This window comes from Algihabitans albus (genome assembly GCF_003572205.1).
In the GTDB taxonomy this organism is placed as follows: Bacteria; Pseudomonadota; Alphaproteobacteria; order Kiloniellales; family DSM-21159; genus Algihabitans; species Algihabitans albus.
The window spans coordinates 257,261-270,482 of record NZ_QXNY01000002.1 but is presented as its reverse complement, the minus strand read 5'-3'; the positions used below and the strand labels follow the sequence as shown (position 1 = coordinate 270,482).

Sequence of the window (13,222 nt, the reverse complement as noted above, 5' to 3'; positions counted from 1 at the left end):
ATGGCGCGCGAGCCGCAAATCCTGCTGCGCGCCGTCGCGGTCATCGCCCTGGTCGCGGCGGCGTTGGCGACGGCCGTTCAACTCGATGACGAAAGCTCGCCCGAGCGCAACGCTGCTGATCTGTCTACCGATGATCCTCTCCGCGCCGAACTCGTACGCTGCCGAACGATCGCCCAGGAAGAGCTCGAGACCGACAAAGCGTGCCAGGCGGCCTGGGCCGAGAACCGCCGGCGCTTCTTCGCGCCGGCGCGCGAGACCGGCGACGGCCGGGACGAGGAGTAGCCGCCATGGAGGGCGTGGGCGTCGTCGACCGCTTCCTGGACGTCTTCACGTCTTACATCGACTCAGGCTTCGGGCTTCTGGGCGGCGACGTCGCTTTCCTCGCGACCACTCTGATTGTCATCGACGTGACACTCGCGGCGCTGTTCTGGGCCTGGGGCGCCGACGACGACATTATCGCGCGGCTCGTCAAGAAGACCCTCTTCGTCGGCATCTTCGCCTTCATCATCGGCAACTGGAACGCGCTCGCGCGCATCGTCTTCGAAAGCTTCGCCGGTCTCGGCCTGATCGCTTCCGGCGGCGGATTGTCCGCAGGCGAATTGCTGCAACCGGGACGCATCGCGCAGGTCGGCCTCGACGCCGGCCGGCCGCTGCTCGAAGCCATCGGCGAACTGATGGGCTTCGTCTCGTTCTTTGAAAACTTCCTCCAGATCGCGATCCTGCTGTTCGCCTGGGTGATCGTTCTCCTGTCCTTCTTCATCCTCGCGATCCAGCTCTTCGTGACGCTGATCGAATTCAAGCTGGCGACGCTCGCCGGTTTCATCCTCGTGCCCTTCGGCCTCTTCGGCAAAACCGCCTTCATGGCCGAGCGCGTGCTCGGCCTCGTCATCTCCTCGGGTGTGAAAGTCCTGGTGCTCGCCGTCATCGTCGGCATCGGATCGACCATCTTCGGCGAGTTCACCGCCGGCTTCACCGGCGAGCCGACCATCGAGGACGCTATGGCCGTGGTGCTCGCGGCGCTGTCGCTGTTGGCGCTCGGCATCTTCGGCCCCGGCATCGCCAACGGTATCGTCTCCGGCGGACCGCAGCTTGGCGCAGGCGCCGCGGTCGGCACCGGGCTCGCGGCAGGCGGTCTCGCCGTCGGCGGAGCGATGGCGGGCGGCATGGCCGCCGGGGCCGTGGGCGCAGGCGCGCGCGGCGCGGCGTCCGTCGCCGGCGGCGCTTCAACCGCCTATCGGCTCGGCAGCTCGGCCGCCGGAGGTGGCGCGCCCGGTGTCGCCGCCGGTCTCGCCAGCGTCGGCAAGGCCGGCATGAGCGCGGCGGCAAGCCCGCTGCGCAAGGCCGCCGACAGTCTCAAGCAAAGCCAGGCCGAAGGATCGCGCGCCGCTTTCACCGCCACCGGCGGCAAGTTCTCGAACACGCCCGATCTGCCCGCGCCCGCCAATGACGGTCCGCCCGCCTGGGCGCAGCGCCTCAAGCGCCAGCAAGCCATGCACCACGGCGTCGCCACGGCCGCCCATGTCGTCCGTTCCGGCGACCATGGCGGCGGCGGACCGTCGGTCAGCCTTTCGGAGAAACCATGAGCCTCTTCAAACGCCCCAGTGTTCGTTACGCCACAAGCCCCGAACCGGTCACGCCCTACCAGAAGGCGGCGCAAGCCTGGGACGAACGCATCGGCTCGGCGCGCATTCAGGCGCGCAACTGGCGGCTCATGGCCTTCTGCTGCCTTGCGCTCTCCGGCGGACTCGCGGGCGCGCTGGCCTGGCAATCGACGCAAGGGACCATCGTCCCATATGTCGTCGAGGTCGACGAACTCGGACAGGCCCAGGCCGTTGCGCCCGCAACCGCGGACTACCGGCCGACCGACCCGCAGATCGCCTTCCACCTGGCGCGCTTCATCGAGAATGTTCGGCAAATCCCGGCCGACCCGATCGTGCTGCGCCAGAGCTGGCTGCGCGCCTACGATTTCACTACCGACCGCGGCGCCCTGGCGCTCAACGACTATGCGCGGATCAACGATCCCTTTGCGCGGGTCGGCCAGACGCAGATCTCCGTCGAGGTCTCCAGCGTCATCCGCGCCTCTGACAACAGCTTCCGCGTCGCCTGGATCGAGCGCCGCTATCAGAACGGACAGCTCGCCGCCACCGAGCGCTGGACGGCGATTCTCACCATCGCAATCCAGCCGCCGCGCGACGCGGAGCGCCTGCGCAGCAACCCGCTCGGCATTTTCGTTCACGCCATCAACTGGTCACGGGAGAGCGCCCAATGAAAAACACGAACCTTCACTCAGCAGCGCTTCCGGCGATCCTGCTCGCAGCAACCGCGCTGGCGGGATGCACGACCTTCCGCCCGCCGCAGATCGAATATGACGAGCCGCCGATCGAGGCGACGCTTCTGCCCGAACCGGCCCGTCCGGTCGAAGTGGTCGAGAGGCCGGTCCCGCTGCCGCTTCCGGGACAGCTCATGTCCGTCGAGGATGGCGGACCGCTCCCCGAAGCGGGCGAGCCGCCCGAGCGGATCGAAGCGGCCAACGCCGCAGCCCGCATCGAACCCGTGCGCGACGGCTTCATCAATGCGGTGCAGCTCTATCCCTACAGCGTCGGGGCGCTCTATCAGGTCTATTCATCCCCCGGACAGGTCACCGACATCGCCCTCCAGTCGGGCGAAAGCCTCGTCGGGAACGGCCCGATCGCGGCGGGCGACACGGCGCGCTGGATCATCGGCGACACGATCAGCGGGGCCGGCGAGACGCAGCGCACGCATATCCTGGTCAAGCCGACCCGGCCCGATATCGTCACCAACCTCGTCATCAATACCGACCGGCGGACCTACCATCTGGAGCTTCGCGCGCATCCGAGCGCCTATATGGCCTCGGTTTCCTGGCGCTATCCGCAAGACGAACTGATCGCGCTGCGGCGCGGCAACGCCGACGCCGAGGCCGCGCTCCCGATCGGTCGCGACGTCGCCCTCGATAATCTCCGCTTCCGTTACCGCATCGAAGGCGACCGGCCGCCTTGGCGCCCACGCCGCGTCTTCGACGACGGCCGGCAGGTGTTCATCGAGTTCCCGCGCGGCATCGGCCAGGGCGAGATGCCGCCGCTCTTCATCATCGGACCGGAAGGCGAAGGCCAACTCGTCAACTACCGCATCCGCCGCAATTACATCATCGTCGACCGGCTCTTTGCCGCGGCCGAACTGCGCCTTGGCGCTCGTCAGCAGGTGGTGCGCATCGTCCGCACCGACGGGGTGCGGCGCGTGCCGCACCGCCATGACGGAGCGGACTCATGAGCGAGTCTGGCGACGGCCGGGACGAGAGGGAGATCCGGCCTGGCCCGCGTCCAGAGGCTGAGATCGCGGCCGAGCTGCGCCTGCGGCCCGATCCTCCGCGCGTCATGCGCCTGTCCCGCAAGGCACTCGGCGTCCTCGCCGCCGTCGGCGGACTGAGCCTCGGCGCGATCCTGATCGTCGCGCTGCAGGACCCGGAGCGCGGCGAAGGACCGGCGGAGCTGTTCAACACCGAGCGCGTGCCGACCGCCGACGAGCTGTTATCGCTGCCGGAGGATTACAGCCAGGTCCCACAACTGGGTCCGCCGCTGCCGGGCGAACTCGGGCGGCCGGTGCTGGCGGCGCGCGAGCGCGGCGAGCCTGTGCCAGTCGCGCCGGTCGCTCCTGGTCCGGCGATGGACCCCGAAGAACAGATGCGTTTGCAGGAGCAGGAAGCCGCGCGGCTCAGCCGCCTGTTCCACGACGCCAGCACCGCCGAAAGCGGCGACCTGCTGGACATCCCAGCCCCGACAGGCCCGCAGATCGATCCGCGGACGGTGTTTCCGACGGCCGCGCAGCCTGGATCGGAGCCGGACGCGGTCGATAGGCGCCAAGAGTTTCTCGACGAGCCAGTCGATCGGCGCACGACCAGCGGCGAACGTTCCACCGATCCGGCGAGCCCTTACGTGCTTCAGGCCGGCTCGGTTATCCCCGCCGCCCTGGTGACGGGTCTGCGCTCCGATCTGCCCGGCCAGATCACCGCCCAAGTCACGCAGCACATCTATGATAGCCCGACCGGGCGTTTCCTGCTGGTCCCGCAAGGCGCGCGGCTCATCGGCGAGTATGACAGCCGCGTCGCCTTCGGCCAGCGCCGCGTCTTGCTGGTCTGGACCCAGATGATCCTGCCGAACGGCCGGTCGATTGTTTTGGAACGTCAGCCCGGCGCCGACGAACAGGGTTACGCCGGTCTCGAAGATGGCGTCGACTATCACTGGGGCCAGCTTCTCCGCGCCGCCGGTCTCGCGACAATCCTCAATATCGGCCTGGAGTTCGGACAGGACGATGACGACGAGATCGCCGAAGCCATCCGGGACGGCGCCCAGGATACGATCGGACGCGCCGGCGACGAGATTGTACGCCGTCAGCTCACCGTGCCGCCGACGCTGACCATCCGCCCCGGTTTCCCGGTGCGCGTCATGGTCACCCGCGATCTCATCCTCGAACCCTATGAAAGCTAATCGATGACCAAGTTGAAACTCGGACCCATTCCCGACGACAAGCCCATAAAGGTGAGTCTGGACTTGCCTCCCGACATCCATCGCGACCTGGTCGCCTATGCCGAAGCGCTCGCCCGAGAGACCGGCCAGGCCCACGAACCGACGAAGCTGATCGCGCCCATGCTGGCCCGGTTCATGGCGACGGATCGGGGGTTCGCGAAGCTCAGGAAAGAGCGCCGTTCCGCTTCGCCTCGATCCGCGCCAGACTCAGAAACCGCCTGAGCGCCGGATTGTCGTTCTCCGGCCGCCAACTAAGCGAGAACGGCACACGTTCGTCCTCATCTCCAAGCGGGACGAAGGTTACATTGGGGTAGCGCACGCCCCTCCAATGATCGGCCACCAGACTGACGCCGAGGCCAAGTCCGACGAGGCTCATTATGCCTTCCCGACCGAAGCGATGCCGGCGGACGCTTGCCACTCGGCCCAGATTGCTAGTCCGGCGCACGATGTAGTCGTGGATCGCAGGTCCAGGTTCCCGGGCGCTGACGATGAATGTCGCGGCCTCGATCTCCTTCCAGCTGAGCCGCTCCCGACACGCCCATTGGTGCTGAGACGGAACAGCGAGGAAGATGGTTTCGTTTGCGAGTAATAGTCCATCGCCGATTTCGGGTGTCGGCATGCCGGCTGCGTAGACCAAGTCGATCCGCCGATGGCTGAGCAAGGTGAACAGATCACTGCGGTCCGATTCGATGAGGTTGAGTTCCACATCCGCGTATTCTGCCAGGAATCGTTCGATGACCCCGCGCAGGGGTCCCCGCGAAAACGACTCAATGAGGCCGAGCCTTAATACTCCAATTTGCGCTACGGCTCCCGACTGCGCGGCCTCGATCGCTTCGTTAAGGTCATCCAGGATCCTTCGCACTCTCTCTGCGAAACGGTTCCCGACCGGCGTCAAGCGCGCTCCGCCCGGCCGCCGCTCGAAAAGCGACACGCCGAGCAGATCTTCGAGGCGTTGGACCCTCCGGCTCACTGCCGATTGCCCGATGTCGAGGTGCGTTCCTGCCTTCCGAAAGCTTCCCGTTTCCGCCACAATCAAGAGGTTGAGAAGATGCTGCATCTTGATCGGCAGCAGGTCCAATCGTTGATCGCGAGGCGGATCCGGTGTCGGCACTCTATCGGCACTCCGCGACGTCACAGCCTATCGCCGATAGCGGACCAGGCCGGTGTGATACAAGACCCCGTCGCGAAACTCACCGTCTGCAGCAAAGCCGGTGTCATGGCATCTGCGATCATCGATCTTCGGGAAACCCGGTCTCGATCGGCCCGTCGAATATGACGTAAGCGGTGCAGCGCTCGGCGAGGCAATTGGCGGCATGGAGCTCTCCGGCCGGCTGATGCACAAAAGAGCCTGGGTGGAGTACGGGGGCGGCGTCCTCGCTGCCGCCCGCGCCCCAATGCTTCAGTTCGCCCTCGATGAGCCAGAGGCGGTAGGCGTGGGTGTGGAAGTGCAGATTGCCGCTTCCGGTGTAGTCGCGGCCGTACCGGAACAGGGTGAGGGACGGCCTGTTTTTGGGATCGCCCTCCAGCACGAGGAGGTTCGGACCTTCCGGCCTCGCGTCATAGAGCGGGCGGAACTCCCGGTCGAGGGCGTCCCCCAACGGGATCACCGTCATCGTCGCGCCGCTTTCCGGGAGGACCGCGCCCTCGCTCGACTGGGCGCTCGCCAGCAAAGGCGAGCAGGCCATCAAGCCGGCGATAACGGGAAGCGCGACGAACTCTCTTTGCATGATGGGTCTCTCCTCAGTCGGATGGCGTGCTGAAATAGCCGGCATTGCGCATGTCTGAGATCAACCCAACCTCGCGCGATGCCCAACCGGTTGCCTCACGCGTCCAATCGTTTGAAACGGGGTTATCGATCGCCGCGAACATCGCTAACCAACCAAAATGAACCTCGGCCCAATCATTGGGGACACTCTCCGCGGGGACGCCCAAACCGTCTCCGATGGCTTCGGCGATCTCTCGGAACGGAAGGCCGGTTTCGGCGACCGCGTGGTATCGCGCAGCAGGCCGGGGCCGTTCGACGGCATCGCAGAAAAGTCGTGCCGCGTCGTCGCGATGGACCGCAGGCCAGCGGTTCGCGCCGTCATCAACGTAAGCTGATACTCCGCGCTTCCGCGCCAAAGCTATTAGCGCGGGAACGAAAGCAGTGTCGCCCGCACCGTGAACGCTCGGCGGAAGGCGAACGACGCTTGTCTGAACACCCCTGTTAGCATAGTCCAGAAAAGCTTCCGATGCGCTACGCGGAACCTGGTCTAGGGCACGGTCGTTTTCGGTGGAGAGTTCGCCTGACGGGGTCACGATGGTGACCGAGGTCGCGATCAGCGCTTTGTCCGTGCCTTCCAACGCACGGGCTAGCGCATCCAGCAATCGGCCGTCGGCCTCGCAGTTCTCCAGGTATCGGGAAAAGTCATGGTTGAAAGCTGTATGTATCACCGCGTCTACCTGGCTCAAGGCGGAGGTGACGCTCTCGGGATCGGCGATATTGCCACGATGGACGTTAAGCCCCGCGTCGCTTAGCGCGTTGGCGGAGCTTTCGCTGCGCGCCAGACCGACGATGTCATGGCCTCGGTTGCGCAGTTCATCCACGATAGCCGAACCGACGAAACCGGTTGCGCCGGTAACGAAAATCTTCATGGGTCATCCTCCGCGTTGCCAATGAGGAGAGTTTCGTCCATAATCTAATCATGTTAAAGATGAGGGTTTATACTGGTATAATTGTTACCGGGATCGACGGACCATGGACGAGGAAAACCGCCTCAGCACTTTCTTGAAAGATCGTCGGAAGCGGCTTGATCCAGCGGCTTTCGGGTTTTCAGGACGGCGGCGCACCACTGGGCTCAGACGCGAGGAAGTCGCCCAAAGGGCCAATATCAGTACGACCTGGTATACCTGGCTCGAACAGGGCCGTGGCGGCGCACCCTCGCCACGGGTCCTCGAAAGTCTAGCTGATGCGCTGATGCTCACCGAGGCCGAGCGAGAGCACCTTTTTCTGGTCGGCATCGGACGGCCGCCCAAGGCCCCAGCCGCTTCCCAAGACGGTATTACACCGCGGCTTCAACGGTTTCTCGACGCGTTGGCGTTCATTCCGGCGATCATAGCGACCCCGCAATGGGACATCGTCGCCTGGAACGATGCGGCCCGGCTCGCGCTCACCGACTACACTGCGCTTTCGAAAGATGAACGCAACATCTTGCGGAGAATTTTCTTGGACTCTGAGACGCGTGCCGCCCAGGAGGATTGGGAAAGCGTGGCGCGCTTTTTGGTGGCGACATTCCGGGCGGAGACCGCCCGCGCCGGGGAAGATGACCGGGCTACGGAATTGCTCGCTGAGCTCTCCGGAAAGAGTGCCGAATTCGCCGCGATGTGGGCTGACAATGACGTGCGATCAACAGGAGAGGGCATCAAAAGGATCCGGCATCCGTTGGCAGGACCCATCGCATTCGAATTCTCTTCCTTCGCGGTCGATGGTCGTCCCGACCTGAAACTCTTGACCTACACCCCAGCGGAACCGGCCGACGCGAAAAAAATGCGGCAGCTATGCCAAAATCCAAAGCGGATATCGCGTGACCGTTAAAGACCATCACGGTCGTAGCGCAACGGCGAGGTCGCGGTTTGCGTCTTCGTCGCGCGCGACCCGGCGGCAAAGCGTGTCGGCCCGCCGGTTTCAGGAGCTCATTTCCTCTGGCGCTAGCAAGGATAAGAGCCGCAAAGCCGCGGATCGGTTCCATGACATGCGATACCGCAACCTTCTCTTTCCAGCACGAAGGTTACCGTCCACCCTCAGGTGTTCACCCGCACGGCATCTGCGATCGTCCGGCGCAGCCAAACATGGCCGGGGTCGTCATGGCCGCGCTCATGCCAGACGATCCTAGTACCAGTTATACCTGTATAAATTCCCGACTTTAATGGGATGAAAGTATGGATCATCCTGCCTGCATTGGTAATGAAGCAGGATGATCCATGAGAATATTTGCAACCGGCGCAACATGTTTTGTCGGATCGACGATCGTCGAGGAACCGCTGGCGCACGGACTCGACGTGGTCGGTCTTGCACAGTCCGACCACGGCGTCCCCCCGCGCCTCCAAGGTTGCCGAGAAGGCTGCGGCCGACCAAGTCGCCTGATTCGCCCTCTTCGCCGCTGTCGATCAGCCTGCATCAAGCGCGACGACGCGAGAGCACCTCAGATGGGACCCACGGGGCCGTCTCTGCTTACCGACCTGCGCTCGGTGGCATACGTCGATGCCGAAGAAAGCACAGCAGCCTATGCGCGAACGACTGGCCGAAGGGGACGCTCGGCATGACCATTACGATCAACGGACAGCCGTACGATCTGCCAGCTGACATGCGTGTCTCGCTGCTCGATCTCATGCGCGAGCGGCTCGATCTCCCCGGCACGAAGAAAGGCTGCAACCAAGGTGCCTGCGGGGCTTGCACCGTCCTGGTCGATGGGGAGCGCATCCTCGCCTGCCTAGCCCTTGCCGCGCAATACGATGGGCGTTCGGTAACTACGATCGAGGGGCTCGCCGATGGCGAGGACCTGCATCCTTTACAGGCGCTCTTCGTCCAGCACGACGGACTACAGTGCGGCTACTGCACGCCCGGTCAGATCATGAGCGCTGTCGCCCTCAGCAATGAATTTTCGCGTGGTGCCCCCAGCAGCGTGACGCCCGACCTTGACGTCCCGGCCACACCCAACCGCGAAGAGGTCCGCGAGCGGATGAGCGGCAATCTCTGTCGGTGCGGCGCGCATAACGGGATGATCGACGCGATCATCTCCTATCTTTCGGAGTACAGCCGATGACGCCCTTCGATTATGCCAGGGCGAGGTCCGAGCAGGGCGCGGTCGCCGGAGCGAGAGATGCCGGCGCAAAATACCTCGGCGCGGGTACGAATCTCGTCGATCTGATGCGCGAAGGTGTCGAGGCTCCAGGCCGGCTGGTGGACGTGACCGGTCTCTCCCGCCGTATCGAGCCGACCAACGGCGGTGGTCTCCTGATAGGCGCTGCGGCCAGCAACACCGCGGTGGCCGAGAATGCAGCTGTCCGTGCCCGCTACCCGGCCCTCGCCCGCGCGATCCTGTCCGGTGCCTCGGCCCAGATCCGCAACATGGCGACCGTGGGCGGCAACATCCTACAGCGGACGCGCTGCACATACTTCCTCGATGTCGAGGGCGCGGGTTGCAACAAGCGTCAGCCCGGGCAGGGCTGCGATGCACTGGAGGGGCTCAATCGCGGCCACGGGATCCTCGGCGTCTCGCCGGCCTGCATCGCGATCCATCCGTCCGACATGTGCGTGGCGCTCGCGGCGTTCGATACGGTGGTGCATCTCGCCGGGGCAAATGGACGACGACGCGTGCCTCTTGTCGATCTCCACCGTCTCCCCGGCGACACGCCGCATCTCGAGACGGTTCTCGAGCCCGGCGAGCTGATCACCGCCGTCGAACTGCCATCACAAAGCATCACCGCGCGTTCCACCTACCGCAAGGTGCGTGACCGGGCGAGCTACGCTTTCGCGCTGGTCTCGGTCGCGGCCGCCCTCGAGGTGGCGGATGGGCGCATCGCCGATGTACGCATTGCGCTCGGCGGCGTGGCGCCGAAGCCGTGGCGCCCGCGCGAGGCCGAGGCCGCGCTTATCGGCGCGGTCCCAGAGCAGAGCGCCTTCGTCGCGGCTGCCGACCTTGCGCTTTCTGGTTCGACGACGCGCCCCGGCAACGCCTTCAAACCCGACCTAGCGCGCCGGACGATCGTCGCGGTGCTGACCGACCTTGCTGGAGCCGACCTATGACCCAAAAGCCCAATACCCGGCCCATGCTGTCGGGCGGTGGCCTACAGCCGACGCGTCGTGATGTGCTCGCGGGCTCGGTCGCTGCGGCTGCGAGCTTGATGCTCCCGGAACTGGGCCTCGCCGAGTCCCTCCCGAACGCAACGGCACGAAGCGGTCTCGGGACGGCCTACCCGAGACGGGACGGCCCTCTGAAGGTGCGCGGCGCAGCGCGTTTCGCCGCCGAGCACCGCTTTCCGGGCATGGTCTATGGCGCGCTCGTCTTCTCGACCGTCGCCCGAGGGACGATCCACAGGATCGAGACCGAGGCCACGCGCGCAGCACCCGGTGTCGTCCTCGTGATGACGCACGAGAACGCGCCGCGCCTGGCGCCGCCCGAGCCCTTCTACGCCTCTCCGACCGGCATGGCCGGCAGCGCCATCCCGGTTATGCAGGACGCCTCGGTCCACTGGAACGGTCAGCCGGTCGCCGTGATCCTCGCCACCACACAGGAGGAGGCCGATCATGCCGCGCGCCTCGTCCGCGTCGACTACGACGAAGCGGAGGCGATCACTCGCTTCGACGACGCAGCCGCGCAGGCCCCGGTCGCATTCTATGCGGGACGCGATTTGCAATACCGCGATGGAGATGCCGAGGCGGTGTTGGCCGAAGCGGAGGCGTCAGTCGATCTCGACTTCAGCACGCCGCAGCAAAACCACAACCAAATCGAGCCGCATGCCGTGACCGTCGCCTGGCAGGATGGGATCCTGCGGATGCACGACTGCACCCAGGGCGTCGATCTCTCGGCGATCACCATCGCCAAGGTCTTCGGGCTCGACCCGTCCCAAGTCCACCTGACGGCCGAGTTCGTCGGAGGCGGCTTCGGCGGCAAGACGCTCTGGCAATACCATATCCTCGCCGCAGCTGCCGCGCGCCTCGCAAATAGGCCGGTCCGGATGACCCTGACGCGAGAGGGTGTCTACCGCATCTGCGGCGGCCGCGCGCCGACCCGTCAGCGCGTCGCCCTCGGTGCGCGGCCGGACGGGCGGCTGACTGCGCTGATTCATACCGGCACCACCATGAAGATCGCGCAGAACTCCATGACTGAGCCGTTCATTGAGGCCGCGGAGCACATGTACCGCGCCGACACCATGCAACTCGAGATTCGCGCGGGCATTCGAGACACGCTGGCCAACACCTTCATGCGAGCGCCCGGCGCCGCGGTCGGGACCTTCCCGCTGGAGGTCGCGCTCGATGTCCTGGCTGAACGGTTGGCGATGGACCCTGTCGAGCTCCGCATCCGGAACGAGCCTGAGGTTGATCCGACGACAGGCAAGGCCTTCTCGCAGCGCGCGTTGATTGGGGCCCTGCGGGAGGGCGCGCGCCGCTTCGGCTGGCAGTTACGGTCTGGCGAGCGGCTCGGCCGGCGCGAGGGCGAATGGCTGGTCGGCACTGGCATAGCGGCCGCCTACTATCCCTACAAGCGCTTCCCCGGCGGGGCCGGGCGGATCACGCTCGGCCAGGACGGCCAGGCGCTGGTCGAGCTCGCAGCGCACGAAATGGGCATGGGTACGAGCACGGCAACGGCGGCGGTCGCCGCGGACCGACTGGGCCTTCCCTACGAGGACATCGAAATCCGATACGGTGACAACCGGCTACCTGGTAGCATGATCGCCGCCGGATCGCAGCAGATGGCCGCCATCGGAGCAGCACTGACGGCTGTGCGCGACGCACTGGTTGCCGAACTCGCTGCTCTCGTACCCGCGGGCACGGCTCTACACGGCCGCCCAGTTGAGGCGCTGACGACCCGCGACGGCGCGCTCGTCCTGGCCAGCGATCCCTCCATACGTATGCCTCTAGCCGATTTGCTAACCCGGGCGGGAAGACGCGAGGTTTCGGCGGAGGCTGCCGCGCCGCCACCGTCGGAGGCGAGAGAGTGGTCGATGCACTCGACCGGCGCCGTCTTCGCTGAGGTGCGCGTCAACGCCGTCACGGGTGAGCTCCGCGTCTCGCGCATCACGGGCGTCTATGATTGCGGCAAGATCCTCAATCCCACGCTCGCCGCCAGCCAGTTCCGAAGCGGCATCGTCATGGCAATCGGCATGGCGCTTATGGAAAACACGCTCCTCGACGAACGCAGCGGCCGGATCGCGAATCCCAGCCTTGCCACGTATTACATCCCTGCCCATCTTGATGTGCCCGAGATTGACGTCGCCTGGACCGACATCCCCGACCCTGAGGCTCCGTCCGGCGCCCGCGGGATCGGCGAAATCTCCATGACCGGCCTCGCGGCGGCGGTTGCTAACGCTGTCTACGATGCCACGGGCAAACGCATTCACGACCTACCGATCACGCTGGACAAGCTCCTTTAGTCCTCGTCCCTAGAAGCTGATTTGGCTCGGGGGTCCGTATCCCGCTGGCGCTCTCCTTCGGAGCCACCCATCTGCCCTTACGTCAGGTCACGTGGCACGCCGGCCGTTCCCCGAGCCCTGATACCACTTCGTCCGACAGCGACGCTGCGTGCGACGATCGCACGAGATTATACAGCATGCGACCCCTCTCGATCTTGTGGTCCAGCGCCCAGTCCGCGCTCGCTCTTTTGTTTCTGAGTACTCCGGCGCATACCGGCGAAGGCCGGTCGGAGGTCGCGCCGCTCCCGTCGTCGCGCCTAGAAATATATGCGACGAGCAATAACAATCTTATCTACACAGGTGGCGGCAAGAGTGAGAGCCGCAAAGCTGCGGATCGATTCCATGACGTGTGATACCGCAACCTTCTCTTTCCAGCACGAACGTGACCGTCCCCCTCAGGCGTTCACCCGCACAGCATCTGCGATCGTCCCGTGCAGCCAGACGTAGCCGGGGTCGTCATAAACACGTTCGTGCCAAACGATCCTGGTAGCACTTATACCTGTATAATA

Annotated in this window: 14 protein-coding genes; 10 read left to right on the top strand and 4 right to left on the bottom strand. The window is 65.3% G+C overall.

Features of this window, described 5'->3' with window-relative positions:
• From trbK-alt to DBZ32_RS02805, 6 genes are read left to right on the top strand one after another with little or no spacing between them, the layout of a single operon-like run.
• Complete coding sequence (trbK-alt, locus tag DBZ32_RS02830; protein ID WP_119165600.1) at window positions 1-282, top strand: putative entry exclusion protein TrbK-alt; 282 nt, start codon at window positions 1-3, stop codon at window positions 280-282.
• Window positions 283-287: 5 nt separating this feature from the next.
• Window positions 288-1,583, top strand: coding sequence for a P-type conjugative transfer protein TrbL (gene trbL, locus DBZ32_RS02825; RefSeq protein ID WP_119165599.1), 1,296 nt, complete (start codon window positions 288-290; stop codon window positions 1,581-1,583).
• On the top strand, window positions 1,580-2,269 hold the full coding sequence (gene trbF, locus DBZ32_RS02820) for a conjugal transfer protein TrbF (RefSeq protein WP_119165598.1): 690 nt from the start codon (window positions 1,580-1,582) through the stop codon (window positions 2,267-2,269). The genes trbL and trbF overlap by 4 nt, the downstream gene beginning before the upstream one ends.
• The gene (gene trbG, locus DBZ32_RS02815; protein WP_119165597.1) at window positions 2,266-3,288 is read left to right on the top strand and encodes a P-type conjugative transfer protein TrbG; all 1,023 of its coding nucleotides are present in this window, start codon (window positions 2,266-2,268) and stop codon (window positions 3,286-3,288) included. The genes trbF and trbG overlap by 4 nt, the downstream gene beginning before the upstream one ends.
• On the top strand, window positions 3,285-4,502 hold the full coding sequence (locus DBZ32_RS02810) for a TrbI/VirB10 family protein (protein WP_119165596.1): 1,218 nt from the start codon (window positions 3,285-3,287) through the stop codon (window positions 4,500-4,502). Before trbG ends, DBZ32_RS02810 begins: the two co-directional genes overlap by 4 nt.
• 3 nt (window positions 4,503-4,505) lie before the next feature.
• Entirely contained in the window at window positions 4,506-4,763 is a 258-nt protein-coding gene (locus DBZ32_RS02805; protein WP_119165595.1) for a DUF2274 domain-containing protein, read from the top strand.
• Here DBZ32_RS02805 and DBZ32_RS02800 read toward each other — a convergent pair.
• The 4 genes from DBZ32_RS02800 to DBZ32_RS02785 are packed head-to-tail and all read right to left on the bottom strand — an operon-like array spanning window position 4,705 to window position 7,175.
• On the bottom strand, window positions 4,705-5,619 hold the full coding sequence (locus DBZ32_RS02800; protein WP_119165594.1) for a LysR family transcriptional regulator: 915 nt from the start codon (window positions 5,617-5,619) through the stop codon (window positions 4,705-4,707). The two genes, DBZ32_RS02805 and DBZ32_RS02800, sit on opposite strands and share 59 nt — an antisense overlap.
• Window positions 5,620-5,679: 60 nt before the next feature.
• A complete protein-coding gene (locus DBZ32_RS22790) occupies window positions 5,680-5,856 on the bottom strand; it encodes an Atu4866 domain-containing protein (protein ID WP_119165593.1) in 177 nt (58 codons plus the stop codon).
• Complete coding sequence (locus DBZ32_RS21990; protein WP_162906529.1) at window positions 5,771-6,268, bottom strand: cupin domain-containing protein; 498 nt, start codon at window positions 6,266-6,268, stop codon at window positions 5,771-5,773. Before DBZ32_RS21990 ends, DBZ32_RS22790 begins: the two co-directional genes overlap by 86 nt.
• 13 nt (window positions 6,269-6,281) lie before the next feature.
• Window positions 6,282-7,175, bottom strand: a complete 894-nt coding sequence (locus tag DBZ32_RS02785) for an SDR family oxidoreductase (protein WP_119165591.1) — start codon at window positions 7,173-7,175, stop codon at window positions 6,282-6,284.
• A 103-nt stretch (window positions 7,176-7,278) separates the two neighbouring features.
• Between DBZ32_RS02785 and DBZ32_RS02780 the strand changes: the two genes are divergently transcribed.
• The 4 genes from DBZ32_RS02780 to DBZ32_RS02765 all read left to right on the top strand — a co-directional run bounded on the left by DBZ32_RS02780 (window position 7,279) and on the right by DBZ32_RS02765 (window position 12,674).
• Complete coding sequence (locus DBZ32_RS02780; protein WP_119165590.1) at window positions 7,279-8,115, top strand: helix-turn-helix transcriptional regulator; 837 nt, start codon at window positions 7,279-7,281, stop codon at window positions 8,113-8,115.
• 724 nt (window positions 8,116-8,839) lie between these two features.
• Window positions 8,840-9,343, top strand: coding sequence for a (2Fe-2S)-binding protein (locus tag DBZ32_RS02775; protein ID WP_119165589.1), 504 nt, complete (start codon window positions 8,840-8,842; stop codon window positions 9,341-9,343).
• Window positions 9,340-10,326, top strand: a complete 987-nt coding sequence (locus tag DBZ32_RS02770) for an FAD binding domain-containing protein (RefSeq protein WP_119165588.1) — start codon at window positions 9,340-9,342, stop codon at window positions 10,324-10,326. Before DBZ32_RS02775 ends, DBZ32_RS02770 begins: the two co-directional genes overlap by 4 nt.
• Window positions 10,323-12,674, top strand: coding sequence for a xanthine dehydrogenase family protein molybdopterin-binding subunit (locus DBZ32_RS02765; protein WP_208539081.1), 2,352 nt, complete (start codon window positions 10,323-10,325; stop codon window positions 12,672-12,674). The genes DBZ32_RS02770 and DBZ32_RS02765 overlap by 4 nt, the downstream gene beginning before the upstream one ends.
• The last annotated feature ends 548 nt before the right edge of the window (window positions 12,675-13,222 follow it).

Bases quoted from the DNA above. Each gene is read 5' to 3' on its own strand.
- trbK-alt (WP_119165600.1), top strand. From the start codon at position 1: ATGGCGCGCGAGCCGCAAATCCTGCTGCGCGCCGTCGCGGTCATCGCC.
- trbL (WP_119165599.1), top strand. From the start codon at position 288: ATGGAGGGCGTGGGCGTCGTCGACCGCTTCCTGGACGTCTTCACGTCT.
- trbF (WP_119165598.1), top strand. From the start codon at position 1,580: ATGAGCCTCTTCAAACGCCCCAGTGTTCGTTACGCCACAAGCCCCGAA.
- trbG (WP_119165597.1), top strand. From the start codon at position 2,266: ATGAAAAACACGAACCTTCACTCAGCAGCGCTTCCGGCGATCCTGCTC.
- DBZ32_RS02810 (WP_119165596.1), top strand. From the start codon at position 3,285: ATGAGCGAGTCTGGCGACGGCCGGGACGAGAGGGAGATCCGGCCTGGC.
- DBZ32_RS02805 (WP_119165595.1), top strand. From the start codon at position 4,506: ATGACCAAGTTGAAACTCGGACCCATTCCCGACGACAAGCCCATAAAG.
- DBZ32_RS22790 (WP_119165593.1), bottom strand. From the start codon at position 5,856: ATGCCGCCAATTGCCTCGCCGAGCGCTGCACCGCTTACGTCATATTCG.
- DBZ32_RS21990 (WP_162906529.1), bottom strand. From the start codon at position 6,268: ATGCAAAGAGAGTTCGTCGCGCTTCCCGTTATCGCCGGCTTGATGGCC.
- DBZ32_RS02785 (WP_119165591.1), bottom strand. From the start codon at position 7,175: ATGAAGATTTTCGTTACCGGCGCAACCGGTTTCGTCGGTTCGGCTATC.
- DBZ32_RS02780 (WP_119165590.1), top strand. From the start codon at position 7,279: ATGGACGAGGAAAACCGCCTCAGCACTTTCTTGAAAGATCGTCGGAAG.
- DBZ32_RS02775 (WP_119165589.1), top strand. From the start codon at position 8,840: ATGACCATTACGATCAACGGACAGCCGTACGATCTGCCAGCTGACATG.
- DBZ32_RS02770 (WP_119165588.1), top strand. From the start codon at position 9,340: ATGACGCCCTTCGATTATGCCAGGGCGAGGTCCGAGCAGGGCGCGGTC.
- DBZ32_RS02765 (WP_208539081.1), top strand. From the start codon at position 10,323: ATGACCCAAAAGCCCAATACCCGGCCCATGCTGTCGGGCGGTGGCCTA.